This is a genomic window from Pandoraea morbifera, assembly GCF_902459575.1.
Classification (GTDB): Bacteria; Pseudomonadota; Gammaproteobacteria; order Burkholderiales; family Burkholderiaceae; genus Pandoraea; species Pandoraea morbifera.
On record NZ_CABPSD010000003.1, the window covers coordinates 92,852 to 111,284 of the forward strand.

The 18,433-nt window shown below is 67.3% G+C and carries 16 protein-coding genes; 12 read left to right on the forward strand and 4 right to left on the reverse strand.

Annotated elements, in window-relative coordinates; genetic code table 11:
• The first annotated feature begins 3 nt into the window (after nucleotides 1-3).
• The 4 genes from PMO31116_RS06540 to pxpA are packed head-to-tail and all read left to right on the forward strand — an operon-like array spanning nucleotide 4 to nucleotide 3,024.
• Complete coding sequence (locus PMO31116_RS06540) at nucleotides 4-561, forward strand: 5-formyltetrahydrofolate cyclo-ligase (protein ID WP_150566276.1); 558 nt, start codon at nucleotides 4-6, stop codon at nucleotides 559-561.
• A gap of 3 nt (nucleotides 562-564) precedes the next feature.
• Nucleotides 565-1,218 carry a 5-oxoprolinase subunit PxpB gene (pxpB, locus tag PMO31116_RS06545; RefSeq protein WP_150566024.1) on the forward strand — a complete coding sequence of 218 codons (654 nt, stop codon included), beginning with the start codon at nucleotides 565-567 and terminating at the stop codon, nucleotides 1,216-1,218.
• On the forward strand, nucleotides 1,215-2,225 hold the full coding sequence (locus PMO31116_RS06550; RefSeq protein WP_150566025.1) for a 5-oxoprolinase subunit C family protein: 1,011 nt from the start codon (nucleotides 1,215-1,217) through the stop codon (nucleotides 2,223-2,225). The genes pxpB and PMO31116_RS06550 overlap by 4 nt, the downstream gene beginning before the upstream one ends.
• 58 nt (nucleotides 2,226-2,283) lie before the next feature.
• A complete protein-coding gene (gene pxpA / locus PMO31116_RS06555; RefSeq protein ID WP_150566026.1) occupies nucleotides 2,284-3,024 on the forward strand; it encodes a 5-oxoprolinase subunit PxpA in 741 nt (246 codons plus the stop codon).
• Nucleotides 3,025-3,136: 112 nt separating this feature from the next.
• On the opposite strand, the gene PMO31116_RS06560 is transcribed toward pxpA, so the two are convergent.
• Both PMO31116_RS06560 and aptA read right to left on the reverse strand, forming a co-directional pair.
• Nucleotides 3,137-4,669: a CoA-acylating methylmalonate-semialdehyde dehydrogenase gene (locus PMO31116_RS06560; protein WP_425494775.1), complete on the reverse strand. Its 1,533-nt coding sequence runs from the start codon at nucleotides 4,667-4,669 to the stop codon at nucleotides 3,137-3,139.
• 119 nt (nucleotides 4,670-4,788) lie between these two features.
• Nucleotides 4,789-6,117, reverse strand: a complete 1,329-nt coding sequence (gene aptA / locus PMO31116_RS06565) for an omega-aminotransferase AptA (RefSeq protein ID WP_023872831.1) — start codon at nucleotides 6,115-6,117, stop codon at nucleotides 4,789-4,791.
• 179 nt (nucleotides 6,118-6,296) lie between these two features.
• Here aptA and PMO31116_RS06570 point away from each other — a divergent pair, with 179 nt between their 5' ends.
• Complete coding sequence (locus tag PMO31116_RS06570; RefSeq protein WP_150566027.1) at nucleotides 6,297-7,745, forward strand: aminotransferase-like domain-containing protein; 1,449 nt, start codon at nucleotides 6,297-6,299, stop codon at nucleotides 7,743-7,745.
• A gap of 9 nt (nucleotides 7,746-7,754) precedes the next feature.
• Here the strand turns inward: PMO31116_RS06570 and PMO31116_RS06575 are convergent, their stop codons facing one another.
• A complete protein-coding gene (locus tag PMO31116_RS06575; protein WP_150566028.1) occupies nucleotides 7,755-8,777 on the reverse strand; it encodes a GlxA family transcriptional regulator in 1,023 nt (340 codons plus the stop codon).
• A gap of 28 nt (nucleotides 8,778-8,805) precedes the next feature.
• Entirely contained in the window at nucleotides 8,806-10,089 is a 1,284-nt protein-coding gene (locus PMO31116_RS06580; RefSeq protein ID WP_150566029.1) for an MFS transporter, read from the reverse strand.
• A gap of 444 nt (nucleotides 10,090-10,533) precedes the next feature.
• On the opposite strand from PMO31116_RS06580, the gene urtA reads away from it, so the two are divergent.
• The 7 genes from urtA to PMO31116_RS06615 all read left to right on the forward strand — a co-directional run bounded on the left by urtA (nucleotide 10,534) and on the right by PMO31116_RS06615 (nucleotide 18,408).
• Entirely contained in the window at nucleotides 10,534-11,730 is a 1,197-nt protein-coding gene (gene urtA, locus PMO31116_RS06585) for an urea ABC transporter substrate-binding protein (protein WP_425494776.1), read from the forward strand.
• Between the two features lie 64 nt (nucleotides 11,731-11,794).
• Nucleotides 11,795-13,417 (forward strand): urea ABC transporter permease subunit UrtB, encoded by a 1,623-nt coding sequence (gene urtB, locus PMO31116_RS06590; protein ID WP_150566031.1) that lies wholly within the window; start codon nucleotides 11,795-11,797, stop codon nucleotides 13,415-13,417.
• The gene (gene urtC, locus PMO31116_RS06595) at nucleotides 13,418-14,602 is read left to right on the forward strand and encodes an urea ABC transporter permease subunit UrtC (protein WP_150566032.1); all 1,185 of its coding nucleotides are present in this window, start codon (nucleotides 13,418-13,420) and stop codon (nucleotides 14,600-14,602) included.
• A gap of 26 nt (nucleotides 14,603-14,628) precedes the next feature.
• Complete coding sequence (urtD, locus tag PMO31116_RS06600; RefSeq protein ID WP_028731276.1) at nucleotides 14,629-15,465, forward strand: urea ABC transporter ATP-binding protein UrtD; 837 nt, start codon at nucleotides 14,629-14,631, stop codon at nucleotides 15,463-15,465.
• A gap of 2 nt (nucleotides 15,466-15,467) precedes the next feature.
• The gene (gene urtE, locus PMO31116_RS06605; RefSeq protein WP_150566033.1) at nucleotides 15,468-16,169 is read left to right on the forward strand and encodes an urea ABC transporter ATP-binding subunit UrtE; all 702 of its coding nucleotides are present in this window, start codon (nucleotides 15,468-15,470) and stop codon (nucleotides 16,167-16,169) included.
• A 142-nt stretch (nucleotides 16,170-16,311) separates the two neighbouring features.
• A complete protein-coding gene (locus PMO31116_RS06610) occupies nucleotides 16,312-17,169 on the forward strand; it encodes an urease accessory protein UreD (RefSeq protein ID WP_150566278.1) in 858 nt (285 codons plus the stop codon).
• A gap of 468 nt (nucleotides 17,170-17,637) precedes the next feature.
• Nucleotides 17,638-18,408 carry a transporter substrate-binding domain-containing protein gene (locus tag PMO31116_RS06615; RefSeq protein ID WP_246185191.1) on the forward strand — a complete coding sequence of 257 codons (771 nt, stop codon included), beginning with the start codon at nucleotides 17,638-17,640 and terminating at the stop codon, nucleotides 18,406-18,408.
• The last annotated feature ends 25 nt before the right edge of the window (nucleotides 18,409-18,433 follow it).

Genomic DNA, 18,433 nt, shown 5'->3' on the forward strand with positions numbered 1-18,433 from the left:
GCGCTGCGCAAGGCCCTGCTCGTGGCGCGCAGCACACTCTCCGGACGCGCCGCGCGCGATGCCGCGCTCTCCGCCCGGCTCGCCGCCGAGTTACGCGCCAGGGCGCCGCGCTGTGTCGGATTCTATTGGCCGATCCAGGCCGAATTCGACGCCCGCGACGTTGTCTCGGCCTGGCTCGCACAGGCGCCGGCAGCCTCGCTGGCCGCGCTGCCGGTCGTGACCGCGCCGTCGGCGCCGCTCGTCTTCCATCGCTGGACCCCCGACACGCCCATGACCGAGGGCCGCTACGGCATTCCGGTGCCGCGCGACGCCGAGGTCGTCGTGCCCGACTTGCTGCTCGTGCCATGCGTGGGCTTCACGCGCGGCGGCCTTCGGCTCGGTTACGGCGGCGGCTTTTACGACCGTACGCTGCATTCGCTCGTCCCCGCACCCCACACGCTCGGCATTGCCTACGACGCCCTGGAGATCGAGCGACTCGATGCCGAAGCGCATGATCTGGCGCTCGACGCGATCGTGACCGAATCGACCATTTACCCGCGCCCCGGCGACATCTCCCGCTAATCCATGACAACGCTCAAGATTCTGCCGCTCGGCGACAGTGCCCTGGTGTGCGAGGCAGGCACCACACCGGCGCTCGCCACGCAACGCCGCGTGTGGCATGTGGCGGCCCTTGCACGCGGCTGGCCCGACGTGCGCGAAGTCGTGCCGGGCATGAACAACCTCACACTGCTGTTCGACCCGCTCGCCACTGATATCGACGGCCTTGCCGAGCGGCTGCGCGACGCCTGGCAAACGCAGCCGGTGGCCGGGGAAGTCGGGCGCGACATCGAGATACCCGTGCATTACGGCGGGCAGCACGGCCCGGACCTGTCCGACGTCGCCAGGCATGCCCGTCTGCAACCGAAGACGGTGGTACAGCGTCACACGGCCCCGGAATACGTCGTCTATTTCCTGGGCTTCCAACCCGGCTTCGCCTACCTCGGGGGGCTCGACGAGTCGATCGCCACGCCGCGCCGAGCCGAACCTCGGTTGTCGGTGCCGGCTGGCTCCGTGGGCATCGGCGGCAATCAGACCGGCGTGTACCCGCTCACCTCGCCCGGGGGCTGGCAGATCATCGGCCATACCGACAGCGCCCTGTTCGACCCTGCCGCATCGCCGCCCGCCCTGCTGGCGCCGGGTGATCGCGTGCGCTTCACCATCGCGAGTCTCGACCTGTGATCGATATCCATCGTGCCGGCCTGCTCACCACGGTTCAGGATCTGGGCCGTACCGGAATGCGTGCGTTTGGCGTTGCCGGCGGCGGCGCCGTCGATCCGCTGGCGTGCGCCGTGGCCAACCGCCTCGTGGGCAATCCGCTGAACGCCGCAACGCTCGAAATCACCATGGGCGCGTGTGTGCTGCGCTTCACATCCGCCACCGTCGTGTCGTTGACCGGCGCCGACTGCCATGCGGATCTTGACGGCACGCCCGTGTGGTCGTGGTGGCGCTTCCCCGTCGCTCGCGGACAGACGCTCACGCTGCGCCCGTCGCGCTTCGGCATGCGCACCTATCTCGCGGTGGTCGGCGGCATCGACGTGCCCGAGACGCTCGGCTCGCGCAGTACCGATCTGGCCGCGGGCTTCGGCGGCTTCGCGGGCCGCGCGTTGCGCGACGGCGACCGTATCGCCATCGCGCATCCGGGCGCCGCCGCACGCCACGCCGCACCGCTGGGCGTTCGCCCGCCCTTGTGGCTGTCGGACCCGCTGGTGCAGCGCGTGCGCGTGCTGCCCGGCCCGGAATACGACGATTTCACGGCCGCTGCGCACAAGCACTTTTGGGAGAATCCGTGGCAGGTCACGCCCAACAGCAACCGCATGGGCTATCGCCTGTCGGGGCCCGAGCCTCTCGCCCGCAAGAAGAACCGCAGCCAGGACCTGCTCTCTCACGGCGTGCTGCCGGGCGTGATTCAGGTGCCGCCATCGGGCCAGCCGATCATCCTGCTGGCCGACGCGCAGACCACCGGCGGCTACCCGAAGATCGGCACGGTGATCAGCGCCGATCTGTGGCGGCTCGGCCAGGCGCGGCTCGGCAGTACGCTATATTTTTCCGAGTGCAGCGCCGCCGAGGCGCGCGAAGCATGGCGGGAACAACTGCGCTATCTCGCCCAGATCGAGCGTGCGCTCGCCTGGCACGACAGCGGCGTGCTCGCGACGCCGCGCGTGGCGGCCATCACACGCAAGCGCTGAAGCGCGTCATACGCAAGGGCAAGCCGGCAAGGCCGCGGTCCCGCAGGAGACACATCGCATGAAAATCGATCTCAACGTCGACCTCGGAGAAGGGTGCGACAACGACGAGGCACTGCTCGCGCTCGTAAGCTCCGCCAATGTCGCCTGCGGCTGGCACGCCGGCGACGCCGGCACCATGCAGCAGGTGGTGCGCTGGGCGCTGGCGAACGGCGTGGCCATCGGCGCACATCCGAGCTTCCCCGACCGCGAGCATTTCGGTCGCACCGAAATGCAACTCCCGCTCGACGAGGTTCGTGCGGGCATGCTGTATCAGATCGGCGCGCTCGCCGCGATGGTGCGTGCCCAGGGCGGCTGGCTCTCTCACGTCAAACCGCATGGCGCGCTCTACAACCAGGCCGCGCGCGACCCGGCGCTGGCCGAGACGCTCGTCGAAGCCATCCGCGCATTCGATACCGACCTCGCGGTCTTCGGACTGGCGGGCGGCGAGTTGGTGAAAGCGGCGCGCGCGGCGGGCATGCAGGCGGTGGAGGAAGTGTTTGCCGACCGCGGATACAACGCCGACGGCTCGCTGGTCAAACGCGGCACGCCGGGCGCGCTGATCGAACGCGAGGAAGACGCGCTCGCCCAGACGCTGACGATGGTGCGCGAACAACGCGTGCGTGCGATCGACGGCACCTTCGTCCCAATTCAGGCACAGACGGTCTGTCTGCACGGGGACGGCGAACATGCCCTCGAATTCGCGCGGCGCATTCGCAGCTTCCTGCTCGATGAGGGCATCGAGATCGCACCGGTCCGGTAACGGCATTCGCAAAAAAGCCGTCCGCGGATCTCCCGGACGGCTTTTTCATGGCATTGGGTGCGGTCGCGCGGGCGATGCCCCGCTCGCGCTCCCCCCCCGGAGCCTTGCTCGCTTACTGGCCGAGCGTCGGCATCGCGAGCGAGGACGTGGCGTTGGCCGCACGCCCCTCCGACCAGCGGCGCGTCACGACCTTCGAGCGCGTATAGAAGCGCACCGATTCCGGCCCGTAGATGTGCTGATCGCCGAACAACGAATTGCGCCAGCCGCCGAACGAGAAGTACGACACCGGCACCGGGATCGGCACATTCACGCCCACCATTCCCACTTCGATCTCGTCTTCGAAACGACGCGCCGCACCGCCGGATGTGGTGAACACCGCCGTCCCGTTGGCGTACGGATTGCGGTTGATGAGCGCGATGGCCTCGTCCAGCGTGTTCACGCGCACCACCGAGAGCACCGGGCCGAAGATCTCGTTGCGATAGATCGACATTTCCGGCGTGACCTTGTCGAACAGGCACGGGCCGATGAAGAAGCCATTGTCGCGCTCGGCGACCTTCAGGCCGCGACCATCGACCACCAGCTCGGCGCCTTCTTCGAGCCCGGTGTCGACGAACCCCTTGACCTTGTCGCAATGCACGCGCGTGATCAGCGGCCCCATCTGCGCGACGGGATCGGTGCCGTCGCCCACGGGCAACGCCTTCGCGGCCCTGGCCAGTCGCGCCACCAGTTGATCGGCCACCTCGCCCACCGCCACGGCCACCGAGATCGCCATGCAGCGTTCGCCGGCGGATCCGTACGCCGCGCCGATCAGCGCATCGACGGTGAAGTCGAGATCGGCGTCGGGCATCACCACGCCGTGGTTCTTCGCGCCGCCGAGTGCCTGCACACGCTTGCCGTGGGCCGACGCCGTGCTGTAGATGTACTGCGCGATCGGCGTCGAACCGACGAATGACACCGCATTGACGTCCGGATGCGTGAGCAACGCGTCGACGGCCGCCTTGTCGCCGTTCACGACGTTGAGCACGCCGTCGGGCAGGCCGGCATCCTTGGCCAGCCGAGCGAGCAGCAGCGCGGCCGACGGCACCTTCTCCGACGGCTTGAGCACGAACGTGTTGCCACACGCCACCGCCATCGGGAACATCCACAGCGGCACCATCGACGGGAAATTGAACGGCGTGATGCCTGCGCAGACGCCAACGGGCTGATGGATCGAGTACGTATCGACGCCCGTACCCACCTGCGGTGCAATCTCGCCCTTGAGCAGGTGCGGGATGCCGATGGCGAATTCCACCACCTCGATGCCGCGCGTGACTTCGCCGCGCGCGTCGTCGAGCGTCTTGCCGTGCTCCTGCGTAATGAGTTGCACGAGCGCTTCGCGATTCGTCTCGAGCAGCTCGCGGTACTTCATCATCACGCGCGCGCGCTTCATCGGTGGCGTGGCGCGCCACGCCGGCAGCGCGGCGCGTGCCGCGGCCACGGCCGTCGCCACGTCCCTCGCGCCGCCCAGGGCCACCTGGCGGATCACCTCGCCGGTGGCCGGGTTCGTCACTTCGCCAAAGCGCAGTTCCGTCTCGCCCGACGCCGCGTTCGCGCCGCCGATCCAATGCTCGATACGTTCGATGTTGACTCGCTGATTCATGTCGATGTCCGTGAGTTCCGTGTCCGGGACAGACGTCTGTCCCGGGTTGGCTCCGATCGGAGCCCGAGGGGTGAGAGGGCCCGGACGGCGCGCGGCCGCCCCGTGCCGGTGAGAGACGCCGCGACTCAGGCGGTTTCGCGAATGGCTTCGGCCACGATGCCGAACAGTTCGTCGATTTGCGCCTCGCTTACGATCAGCGGCGGCGAGAACGCGAGAATGTCGCCGGTGTAGCGCACCAGCGCGCCCTTCTCGAAGCACTTCACGAAGACTTCGTGCGCGCGGGCACCCGGCTTGCCATCACGGGTCGACAGCTCGATGCCGCCCACCATGCCGAGATTGCGAATGTCGATGACGTTGGGCAAGTCGCGCAGACCGTGGATGGCCTTCTCGAAGTGCGGCGCGAGCTTCGCGGCGCGTTCGAACAGGCCGTCGCTCTTGTAGAGATCGAGCGCGGCGCATGCGGCTGCCGCGGCCAGCGGGTGTCCCGAATAGGTATAACCGTGGAAGAACTCGATGGCACCCGCGTTCCCGGCGTCGACGATGGCGTCGTGCACGCTCGTCTTCACCGCCACGGCACCCATCGGCACGGCCGCGTTGTTTACGCCCTTGGCCATCGTCATGATGTCCGGCGTCACGCCGAAGTACTGCGCGGCGAACGGTGCGCCCAGACGGCCGAGGCCGGTGATCACCTCGTCGAAAATGAGCAGGATGCCATGCTTGTCGCAGATCTCGCGCAGCTTCTGAAGGTAGCCCTTCGGCGGCACCAGCACACCCGTGGAACCGGCGAGCGGCTCGACGATCACCGCGGCAATGGTCGATGCGTCGTGCAGCGTGACGATGCGCTCGAGCTCATCGGCCAGATGCGCCCCCCAGGTCGGCTGCCCCTTGGTGAACGCGGCTTCCTTGATGTTGAGCGTATGCGGCAGGTGGTCGACCGCGGGCAGCAACTGCCCCGAGTACGCCTTGCGGTTCGGCGAGATGCCGCCGACCGAAATGCCACCGAAGCCCACGCCGTGATAACCGCGCTCGCGTCCGATCAGGCGCGTGCGCTGACCTTCGCCGCGCGCGCGGTGGTAGGCCAGTGCCATCTTCAGCGCGGTGTCGACGGATTCGGACCCCGAGTTGGTGAAGAAAATGCGATCGAGCCCCTGCGGGGTAATGGCGGCAATCTTGCTCGCGGCCTCGAATGCCAGCGGATGCCCCATCTGGAATGTTGGCGCGAAATCCATCTCGCCCGCCTGCTTGCGGATCGCCTCGACGATCTCGGTGCGGCAGTGACCGGCATTCACGCACCACAGCCCCGCCGTGCCGTCGAGAATCCTGCGGTTGTCCGACGACGTGTAGTACATGCCCTCGGCCCCCACCAGCAGGCGCGGTGAGTGCTTGAACTGACGGTTGTTGGTGAACGGCATCCAGAACGCCGTCATGTCGAGATTCAGGTCTTTCATGTTCATCGCGGGGGCTCCCCAGGTCTTGGGCTCGATCAGGATGTCCCGGAGACGGCAAGGCCGTCACGGGTGGATGGGATCGATGCTACGAGAGGCCGACCGGTACAGACATGTACAGTGCTTTGGAAAATGTATATTCTGTATCGGTCAATTGCTCAAACTGTATTGGCAACAGCCCCAACACCATGGTCCAGCCTCTCGCCTTTTCCCTGAACCGCGCCCAACCCGAAGCCCTCGTCGACCAGATCGTGCGCGAGGTGGAGCGGGCTTTGCAGCGCCAGACACTGCATGCGGGCATGCGCATGCCGTCGATCCGGTCGCTGGCCAAGGCGCACGGCATCAGCACGTTCACGGTAGTGGAGGCATACGACCGGCTGGTGGCGCATGGCACGCTCGTCGCGCGCCGCGGCGCCGGGTTCTTCGTGGCCGGTGCCGCCGACGCGCGCGAGGCGGGCGCGACGAACCCCGGCGGGGCGATGGCGATGGGCGCCACCGCTAGCGAAGTGACGAACGCGTGGCTGCTCTCGGAGATCTTTGCCGACGACTCCATCGCCGTGAAGAGCGGTTGCGGCTGGTTGCCCGACAGCTGGCTCGACGAGGATGGCCTGCACGGCGCGCTTCGCACGCTCTCCAAGGGCCCGGGCGCTCATTTCGCGCACTACGGACATCCGCACGGCTACGGGCCGTTGCGACAATGGCTGGCACGGCGCCTGGGGGAGCTGTCCATCGACGCGCCGCCCGAGCACATCGTACTGACGCACGGCGCGACGCAGGCGCTCGATCTCGTGGTGCGCACGTTGCTCAAGCCGGGCGACACCGTACTGGTCGAGGCGCCCGCGTACTGCAATCTGCTGGCGGTGCTGCGGCTGGCGGGATTGAACGTGGTAGGCATTGCCCGCACCGAGGCGGGACTCGATCTCGCGGCACTGGAACAGGCGGCGCAGACACATCGCCCGCGCGCGCTGTTCGTGAATCCCGCGTTGCAAAATCCGCTGGGCACGTCGCTCACGCCTGCGTCGGCCCATCGCATCCTGCAATGCGCGGAGCAGCATGGCTTCTGGATCGTCGAGGACGACATCTATCGTGAACTGGCGCCGGCCGGCACGCCGTCGCTGGCGGCCATGGACGGTCTCTCGCGCGTGATCTACGTCTCGAGCTTCTCGAAGACGATCTCGCCGTCGGTGCGCGTGGGCTATCTCGCGTGTTCGCGCGATCTGGCGCACGAAATCGCACGCAGCAAGATGGTGGCGGGACTCACATCTTCGGAGATCAACGAGCGCATCGTGCACGCGATCCTCACCGAAGGGCGTCACCGCAAACACATCGAACGGCTCTCCGATCGCCTCACGCGCTCGCGGGCACGCCTCATCACGCAGTTGCAATCGCACGGCGTGACATTGCTGGCGCAGCCCGAAGGCGGCATGTTCGTGTGCGGCAGCCTGCCGGCGACGGCGCAGCCGGCGCGCGAGCTGGCCGAGGCGGCCCTTCTCGAGAGCATCATGCTCGCCCCGGGCGAGTTCTTCCTCGCGCACAACGAACCTTGCCATTGGTTCCGCTTCAACGTGGCCTACTCCGACGACGCTCGCCTGTTCCGCTTCCTGGATCGCGCCGCTGCGGGGAAGTTGGCCGCGTAGACTGACGGTCTACGGTCTACGGTGACGCTCTACCGTGACGGACGACGCGCTTTCCCCCACCCCGAACCGCTCGCGGTATGCCGCGGGCGTTACGCCGTACTGGCGCTGAAAGGCGCGGCGCAGGTTCTGTTCGTCGCCAAAGCCCACCCGGGCGGCAATGCGCTTGAGCGGGGCTTCCGAATCAAGCAGGGCGAAGCGGGCAGCCTCCAGACGCATGCGCTCGACCGCCTTCGCGGGCGTCGATCCGGTGCGCGCCAGGTAGCTGCGCGCAAACGTGCGCGGGCTCATGTTGGCCTGCTCCGCGAGACGCACGACCGACAGATCGCCATCGAGCCTCGAGGACATCCACGTGTGCAGATCGCCGAACGGCGTGCCCGCCGCCACCTGCGCCTGCAAGGGCGGACTGAATTGCGATTGGCCGCCCGCGCGCTTGAGAAACACCACAAGGCGCCTCGCGGCCTGCAAGGCCACGTCCTTGCCGCAGTCGTCCTCCACCAATGCGAGCCCGAGGTCGATGCCCGCCGTGATGCCCGCCGACGTCCACACCGGGTCCTGTCGCACGTAGATCGGATCGGCTTCCACGATGGCCGCCGGAAAGCAGGTCTGCAGCATCGCGGTATCGAGCCAGTGCGTCGTCGCGCGCCGCCCGTCGAGCAGCCCCGCGGAGCCGAGAATGAACGCCCCCACGCACACCGAACACACGCGTCGCACGCGCGGAGCGTACGCACGCAGCCACTCGCTTACCTCGGCCGGCACTGCCGGCCGGTGCGCCACCGCACCGCCCACGGCGATCAGCGTGTCGACTTGCATCGCGTCGAGCGCGCGCATCGGCTCTGTGTGCAGCGTGATCCCCGAGCCCGTCTCCACCGGGCCGCCATGTTCCGACACCACGATCGTGCGATACGGCTCGGGCTGCCCCCTCTCCGTGAAGTTGCGGATCACGGCATGGAAGGCGTCGAGCGGCCCGGCGAGATCGAGCAGCACGAAGGGCGGCACGATCAGAAAGGCAATGAGACGAGGGGGTTGGCTCATGGTGTGGGAGGGCGTGCGGGCTCGGTCGTCAGGCCGTCGCCTGTGCCGGACGGCGCCGGGCGTCGAGCGCATACCAGACGGTGGCCAACGCGGCGAGCGCGAGCAACGGGAAGGTCGCCTGGTTGATCGTGGCCCAGCCGAAGCGCGCCAGCAGTTGCCCCGCGAACAGGCTCGCCAGCGCGGTACCGGCGAAGGTGATGAACTCGTTGGCCGCCTGCGCACGTGCGCGCTCGGCCGGACGATACGACATCGTGAGCAAGGTCGTGCCGCCCACGAACATGAAGTTCCAGCCCACGCCGAGGAACGCCAGCGCAGCATAGAAGTACGGCAGGCTCGTCGACGTCAGCGCGAGCACGCCGCAAAGCGCGCTCATCGCAATGCCCGCGAGCAGCACCGGCACCACGCCCCAGCGCTTGACGAGATGCCCGGAGAAGAACGACGGCGCATACATCCCCACCAAATGCCATTCGATGATGTGCGCGCCGTCGTCGATGCTGTGGCCGCAGGCCACGGCGGCAATCGGCGTGGCGGTCATCACGAACATCATCACCATGAAACCGATCAGGTTGTTGGCCAACGCGGCCAGGTAGATCGGCTGGCGCATGATCTCGCCGAGCGGGCGCGCGGGCAACGCGTCGGGATTGCCAGCCACGCCGACTGCCGCATGCACCGGCAGATCGCGCAGGAAGCCGGCGAGCAGCAACAGAGAAATGCCGGAGAGCAGCGTGACGACCAGATACGACCCCGCGAACGTCACCGGTGCGAGCCAGTCCTTGCTGCCGGCCGCGAGCGCCGGGCCGATGACCGCCGCCAGCACGCCGCCCGTGAGCACGACCGAGATCGCGCGCGGCTTGTCTTCGACGGGCACCACATCGGCCGCCGCGAGACGGTAATAGCGGGCGAACGCCTGGAATACGCCCACGCACGCCGTACCCGCGCAAAACATTGCGAAGTGACGCTCGTAGATCGCCATGACCGACACCAGGCCGCCCACGGTGCCGAACAACGCGCCCAGCGCAAAGCCGATGCGCTGGCCGAAGCGCTGGATCAGCATTGACGCGAAGATCGTCGTGATCGCCGAAGCGACGGTGATCAACGAGAACGGCAGCGTTGCATACCCTTTGTCGGAAGCCAGCATGTAGCCGACCAGACCGGTCAGCGTCAGATCGACGGACAAGGCCGCGGTGTAGAGCGCCTGACAGGCAGCGAGCACGGCCGCGTAGCGCCGGCCCATGCGGCGGCGACGCTCCGCGGGCTCGGCGGGATCCGGTTGGGAAGGGGGCGCGGCGCGCCCGGCAATGGCATCGGTCATGGTCAGGAGGTCGAACCGGGGAGTCGTTGGGAACCGTCATCTTGCCGTCGACCTCATTGGCACGAATGCCAATCATGCATCAAAAAATGCCACATCGTCACCTCGCGCCACCGGCCGGCGCGCACGCGAAGCGCCGTCCGGGCGCGTCTTCCCCAAGGTACCCCGCGCCTCGCCCGCGCCATTTCGGTGCGCACCATCTCAGCACGCCATCGCGCCGGCGTGCCTCACGCCGGGGCGCGAAAAGCGGGGAATCGGTGCGTCGGACCGCGCGCGCTGCACCGGCATCAGGCACTTTCGCCCCACGACGTGCCTGGCACGGCCCTTGCGTAAGCCCCTCGCATACCGGAACGACCGGTCTAACCAGGAAAAAGGGGAAGACGTACCATGAAACGACGCACGCTACTCCAGATGGCGGCCCTCTCGGGCGCCGCATCACTCACCGGCATGGCGCCGAACCTGTTCGCGCAAAGCAAGGCGCCGATCAAGGTCGGCATTCTGCACTCGCTCTCGGGCACCATGGCCATCTCGGAGACGTCGCTCAAGGATGTCGCGCTGATGACCATCGCGGACATCAACGCCAAGGGCGGCGTGATGGGGCGCCCGCTCGAGGCCGTGGTCGTCGACCCTGCATCGAACTGGCCGCTCTTCGCCGAAAAGGCCCGCCAGCTCCTCACCAAGGACAAGGTCGCCGCCGTGTTCGGCTGCTGGACGTCGGTATCGCGCAAGTCCGTGCTGCCGGTCTTCGAGGAGCTCAACGGCCTGCTGTACTACCCGGTGCAATACGAAGGCGAGGAGATGTCGAAGAACGTCTTCTACACCGGCGCCGCACCGAACCAGCAAGCCATTCCCGCCGTCGAGTACCTGATGAGCAAGGAAGGCGGCGGCGCGAAGCGCTTCTTCCTGCTCGGCACCGACTACGTCTATCCGCGCACGACCAACAAGATCCTGCGCGCCTTCCTGCATTCGAAGGGTGTGGCCGACAAGGATATTCAGGAGGTCTACACGCCGTTCGGGCACAGCGACTACCAGACCATCGTCGCCAACATCAAGCAATTCGCGCAGGGCGGCAAGACCACCGTGGTCTCGACCATCAACGGCGACTCGAACGTGCCGTTCTACAAGGAACTCGGCAACCAGGGGCTCAAGGCCACCGACGTGCCGGTCGTGGCGTTCTCGGTCGGCGAAGAGGAACTGCGCGGCATCGACACCAGGCCGCTCGTGGGGCACCTGGCCGCGTGGAACTACTTCATGTCGATCAAGAACCCGACCAACGACGCCTTCAAGAAGGAATGGTTCACCTATGTGAAGGCGAAGGGTCTGCCCGGCGGCGACAAGCGCGTGACGAACGATCCGATGGAAGCGACGTTCGTCGGCATGCACATGTGGAAGCAGGCCGTGGAGAAGGCGGGCAGCATCGACGTCGACAAGGTGCGCACGGCGATGATCGGCCAGTCGTTCAAGTCGCCTGACGGCTTCGACATGGTCATGGACGGCAACCACCATCTTCACAAACCGGTGATGATCGGCGAAATCCGCCCGGACGGTCAGTTCAACGTCGTGTGGAAGACCAAGACCACGGTGCGTGCGCAACCGTGGAGCCCGTACATCGCGGGTAACGAAGGCAAGCCCGACAAGGTCTGACGCTCCTTCCATCTCTTGCGTCGGCGCCCGGCCATCGGGCGCCGGACGCATGCCGAGGTTGCAAATGATAACGATAAGACGCTGGTCCGCTGCCGCCCTTGTCCTGCTTTGCCTGGGTAGCACACTCACGATGTCCTCCGCCGCGCAGGCCGCGGTCACCGACGCCGATCTCAACGCACTCGCCGGCGACGACTTCGACGCCAAGTCACAGGCGATCGACCACCTCGCGGCCGACGCCTCGCCGCAAGCCGCCGCGTTGCTGCGTGCACTGGCCGACGATTCGGCCGTGACGATCGGCGATCGTCTCGCGATTCAGGACGGCGACAAGTACGTCGATCCCATCACGGGCGCGCCGGTCAAGGCCGACGACGCCGGCTCGCTCACCCTCAACAACGTGCTGCGCGCAAAGGTCGCCACCGCCGCTGCGGCCGGCGCCCTGCTCTCGACCGATCGCGAGGCCCGGGCGAAGGCGATCGACACGATGCTGCAAGACCCGTCCCCCGCCTTCAAGACGCGCATCGAACAGGCGCGCCGCAAGGAGACCGACCCCGCGCTGCGCAAGCGCCTCGATCAACTCTGGGCGCAGTCGGCGTTGCACGATGCCGATCCCGCCAGGCGTCGCGAGGCGATCGATCTGATCGCGGCCGCCGGCGACCCGCAGATGCGCGATCTGCTGCTGCCCATCGTCGCCCGACAGGCCGACGGCAGCTACGCCGAACCCGACGCCACGGTACGCAGCGCCGCCGACATCGCGCTCACGAAACTGGCCTCGGCGCAGCGTCGCAGCGAGTTCTTCGGCACGGTGTTCGCGGGTCTGTCGCTCGGCAGCGTGCTGCTGCTCGCGGCGCTGGGTCTGGCGATCACCTACGGGCTCATCGGCGTGATCAACATGGCGCATGGCGAGTTTCTGATGGTCGGCGCGTATGCGACCTATGTCGTGCAGACGCTGTTCCAGCGCTTCCTGCCCGGGGCGTTCGACGCCTACCTCGTGGCCGCCGTGCCCGCTGCATTTCTCGTGGCCGCCGCCCTCGGCTTCGTCCTCGAGCGCACCGTCATCAAACACCTCTACGGCCGCCCGCTCGAGACTCTGCTCACGACCTTCGGTATCAGCCTGTTGCTCATCCAGGGCGTGCGCACGCTGTTTGGCGCGCAGAACGTCGAAGTCATCAATCCGTCATGGATGAGCGGCGGCGTGGCGGTGCTGCCGAACCTGATGCTGCCGTACAACCGCATCGCCATCCTGATCTTCGCGCTGGTGGTCGTGGGGCTCACCTGGTCCGTGCTCAATCTCACGCGCCTCGGGCTCTTCATTCGCGCGGTCACGCAGAACCGGTCGATGGCCGCTTGCGTCGGTGTGAAGACCGGGCGCGTCGACAGCTACGCCTTCGCCTTCGGCGCGGGCATCGCCGGGCTGGGCGGCTGCGCGCTCTCGCAGATCGGCAACGTCGGCCCGGATCTCGGACAGAGCTACATCATCGACTCGTTCATGGCCGTGGTACTCGGTGGCGTGGGACAACTCGCCGGCACCATCGTGGGCGCGTTCGGTCTGGGCGTTGCCAACAAACTGCTCGAGCCCGTGTGGGGCGCCGTGCTCGCCAAGATCGCCGTGCTGATCCTGATCGTGCTGTTCATCCAGAAACGCCCGCAAGGCATGTTTGCGCTCAAAGGGCGCAGCGCGGAGGCCTGAATGTCGACCGCTAACTCGTCTCCGATCCCGGTGCAGGCGCCGCCGCGCGCCCGGCTCCTGCCCAGGCACGTCGCACCGGTGCTGCTCGCTTTCGTGCTTGCCGTGGCGATTCTGGTGCCTGTCTGTGCATTGGTGCTCCCGCCGTCGCATCCGCTGCATCTGTCCGCCTACGCCATGACGCTCGTCGGCAAGATCATGTGCTACGCGATCGCGGCGCTCGCGCTCGATCTCGTTTGGGGCTACTGCGGCATCCTGAGCCTCGGCCACGGCCTGTTCTTCGCGCTCGGCGGCTATGCGATGGGCATGTACCTGATGCGCGGCATCGGCCGCGACGGTGTGTACCACAGCGACCTGCCCGACTTCATGGTGTTCCTCGACTGGAAGTCGCTGCCCTGGTACTGGACAGGCACCGAGCACTTCGCCTGGGCGATGTTCCTCGTGGTGGCGCTGCCGGGCGCGGTGGCGTGGATCTTCGGCTACCTGGCCTTCCGCTCACGCGTGAAGGGCGTGTATCTGTCGATCATCACGCAGGCCCTGACCTTCGCCGCCATGCTGCTGTTCTACCGCAACGAGACCGGCTTTGGCGGCAATAACGGCTTCACCGACTTCAAGCGCATCCTCGGCTACTCGATCACGTCGGCCAATACGCGCACGGTGCTGTTCCTCGTGACGTTCGCGGTGCTCGTCGGCGCCTTCCTGCTGTGCCGCGCGCTCGTCGTGTCGAAGTTCGGCCGGGTGGTCACGGCGATGCGCGACGGCGAGTCTCGCGCCATGTTCCTCGGCTACCGCCCGCTCGGCTACAAGCTGTTCGTCTGGACGCTGTCGGCGATGCTGTGCGGTGTGGCGGGCGCGCTGTACGTGCCGCAGGTCGGCATCATCAACCCGAGCGAGATGGCCCCGGTCAACTCCATCGAAATGGCGATCTGGGTCGCCATCGGCGGACGCGGCTCGCTCGTCGGCGCGATCGTCGGTGCATTCCTCGTCAATGGCGCGAAGAGCTTCTTCACCGCGTACTTCGCCGAGTACTGGCTGTTCTTTCTCGGCGCCATGTTCGTCCTCGTGCCGCTGCTGCTGCCGCAGGGCGTGATCGGCCTCGTCACGCGGCGCTCGCGCAAGCCTGCCCAGCAGGCCCCCGCGCAAGCCGAAGGCGACGCACCTCACCCGCTCACCGGAGACCGCGCATGAGACCCGACTACGACATCGCCTGGCAAATGACGGACGCGCCGGACGCGAGCGTTACCGTCAGCGGCGACACCACCGGCATGTCGCACCTCGTGGTGCCCGGCGAGATCGACACGTCGCACGGCCTGATCCTCTACCTCGAGAACATCTCCGTCTCGTTCGACGGCTTTCGCGCGCTCAACGATCTGTCGCTGTCGATCAAGACCGATGAACTGCGCTGCATCATCGGTCCCAACGGCGCGGGCAAGACCACGATGATGGATGTCGTGACCGGCAAGACACGCCCCGACACGGGCCGCGCGTTCCTCGGCCAGACGCTCGACCTCACGCGCCTGGACGAGCCGGCGATCGCGCAGGCCGGCGTCGGGCGCAAGTTCCAGAAGCCAACGGTTTTCGAGCATCACAGCGTCTGGGAGAACCTCGAGCTCGCCTGCGCGGGCGACAAGCGCTGGTTTCGCGCGCTGTGGGCAATCCTCACGCCCGCGATGCGCCGTCGCATCGAGGAAGTGCTGGCGCTCACGCATCTGGAACGGCAGGCACGCGTTCTTGCCGGCCAGCTCTCGCACGGCCAGAAGCAGCGGCTCGAGATCGGCATGCTGCTCATGCAACAACCGCAACTGCTGCTGCTCGACGAGCCCGCCGCCGGCATGACCGACGAAGAAACGGCGCAGCTCGCCGAACTGCTCAACCGCTTGCGCGGCCACTGCTCGATGATGGTGGTCGAACACGACATGGCGTTCGTCGCCTCGCTCGCGGGCGACACGGGCCTCGTCACGGTCATGGCCGAAGGTCGCGTGCTCGCCGAAGGCACGCTCGACGCCGTGCAGCGCGACGAACGTGTGATCGAATCGTATCTGGGACGCTGACCATGCTGGAAATTCACGCTCTGAACCAGTACTACAGTGGCAGTCACATCCTGCGCAACGTGGAGTTCACGGTGCCCGACGCCCAGCTCACGGTGCTGCTCGGGCGCAATGGCGTGGGCAAGACCACACTGCTCAAGTGCCTCATGGGCGTAGTGCCCGTGAAGTCGGGCAGCATCGCCTGGCGCGGCAAGGCGCTCACGTCCTCGCCGCCCTATGCGCGTGTGGCCGACGGACTCGCATACGTGCCGCAGGGCCGCGAGATATTCCCGCGCCTGAGCGTCGAGGAAAACCTGCTGATCGGGGCGGCCAGCCGTCCCGCACGCGAGGCCAAGCGCGGCGTGCCCGATCACATCTACGAACTGTTTCCCGTGCTGCGCGACATGAAACAACGGCGCGGCGGCGATCTGTCCGGCGGGCAACAGCAGCAACTCGCCATCGGACGCGCGCTCATGAGCGAGCCGCAATTGCTGATTCTGGACGAGCCGACCGAAGGCATCCAGCCCTCGATCATCAAGGACATCGGCAGAACGCTGCGACGCCTGGTCGACGAGCGCGGCATGACCGTGCTGCTCGTCGAGCAGTATTACGACTTCGCGCTGGAACTGGCCGATCACTATCGCGTGATGAGCCGTGGCGCGATCGTCGCAAGCGGTCTCGGCAAGGATATGGAGCGCGACGGCGTGCGTAACATGGTCGCCGTATGAGCGCGGCCGCGCGAGCGCAATGTGACGCACCGATGTCAGGAGGCGGCAGCCCGTGCTAGATTCGCGCCATCGTCCCGCGCGCGACGGCACGTCGCCGTCGTTGCCATCGCCGCCGTCATTGCCGCTGTCGTTACCATCGCTCATGCATTCACCACACGCCGCTCCCGTGCCCACCGGCTGGCACGCCGAGTTGTCGCTCGGCTTCGCCCGGCACGACACCCGCACAGTGCTCGCCACACGGCGGCATCAGGGGCCGCTGGTCGTCCAGAAGTCTTTGCACCCGGAGGGGCCGGGCATCTGCCACGCCGTCGTCGTGCATCCGCCGGGCGGCATCGCGGGCGGTGACTCGCTGTCGATCGACGTCGACGTCGGCGACAGGGCGCACGCGGTGTTGACGACACCCGGCGCCACGAAGTGGTACAAGTCGCAGGGCCGTTTCGGCACGCAGGACATCGCCCTCACCGTGCGCGCCGGCGCGAAGCTCGACTGGCTGCCGCTCGAGAACATCGTGTTCGAGCATGCCGACGCGCGTCAGCGCATCACGGTCCGGCTCGGCGCCGGCGCCAGCGTGATCGGTTGGGACGCGACGCTGCTCGGACGCCAGGCGGCCGGCGAGCAATGGACGCAGGGTCAATGGCGCTCGACGTTCGAATTGCGCGACGCGGCCGACCGTCTGCTGTGGGCTGAACAGGCCGTGCTCGGCGCCGACGACGCGCAGCGCTCCGGCGCAACCGGCCTCGCGGGCTTTCCCGTCTTCGCGGCACTGTGGGCCGTGGGCGACGCCTGCACGCGGGAGCTCGCGGAATCGCTCGCGCAAGACCTGCCGTTCGACGATGACTTGCGCGCAGGCATCACCTGTCTGCCCGGCAATGTGCTCGTGCTGCGCGTGCTCGGACGCGACATGGAAGCGGTGCGTCAGTTGCTGATCGCGCATTGGCTGGCGCTGCGGCCGATCGTGCACGGCGTACCCGCCGAGCCGCTGCGTCTCTGGGCGACGTGATCCGGCACTGAGCGGCGAGCGCCGCGCACGCGAGATTTCGTGGACACCGGCCGATCGCCGGCGCCGCCCCCCCCTCTGCGTCGGTGCGTCCTGCCCCGAACGCACCAGTTCGGTGACGAATGGGGTTCCTTCTTGCGCGCCCCCCGGATTTCGCACCAACTCGGCGCATGCCCGCGCGCACGTCGCCGCCGAAACGACCGCCTCGCCGCCCCCGTTTCCCGCCGGGTCGCGCGCGAGATCCGGGCGTCACGAGGTCCCGCGCACCCGGGCATGATTCCTGCTACGTCACTGTATCGACCGGTCAGACCAGATGCGCCGGCCGCCGGAACACTCCCGTTACCGGAATGCTCGCCCCCTGAATCCGAGGTTGCCGATATGCTGCCGTTTTCCCGCACCGCCGTCTCCCATGAAGCCGTTGTCGCCGCGCTCGGCGCGCGCACCCGCGCCCGCCGCGCCTTCACCACATTGATGCTCGCCGTGAGCGCGCTGGCCGCCGTGGCCACCCTGGCGCCGCGTACCGCGCACGCCGACGGTCTGGACGACATCGCGAAGCGCGGCACCCTGCGCGTGGCCGTGCCGCAGGACTTTCCGCCGTTCGGCGCCATCGGCCCCGACATGAAGCCGGTCGGCTACGACATCGACACGGCCGCATTGCTGGCCAAGGGCATGGGCGTGAAGCTCGAGCTGGTGCCCGTCACGAGCGCCAACCGGATTCCCTACCTCACCACGAACAAGGCCGACCTCGTGATTTCCAGCCTCGGCAAGAATGCCGAGCGCGAGAAGGTGATCGACTTCTCGGAAGCCTACGCACCGTTCTACAACGGCGTGTTCGGGCCGAAGGACCTCGCCGTGTCGAAGCCCGCCGATCTCTCGGGCAAGACCATCGGCGTGACGCGCGGCGCGGTCGAGGACCTCGAACTCTCGAAGGTCGCGCCGCCCGACGTCACGATCAAGCGCTTCGAAGACAACAACGGCACGATCTCCGCCTTCCTCTCGGGCCAGGTACAGTTGGTCGCCACCGGCAATGTGGTGGCGGCGGCGATCGTTGCCAAGCACCCGCCCAAGCTGCCGGAGCCGAAGTTCCTCATCAAGAACTCGCCCTGCTTCGTGGGACTGAACAAGAACGAGCCGCGCCTGCTCGCGAAGGTCAACGACATTCTCACCGCGTCGAAGAAGGACGGCTCGCTCGGCAAGATCTCGCAGAAGTGGCTCGGCATGCCGCTGCCCGCCGATCTCTGATCGCAGTACGACGCGTCCCGAGACA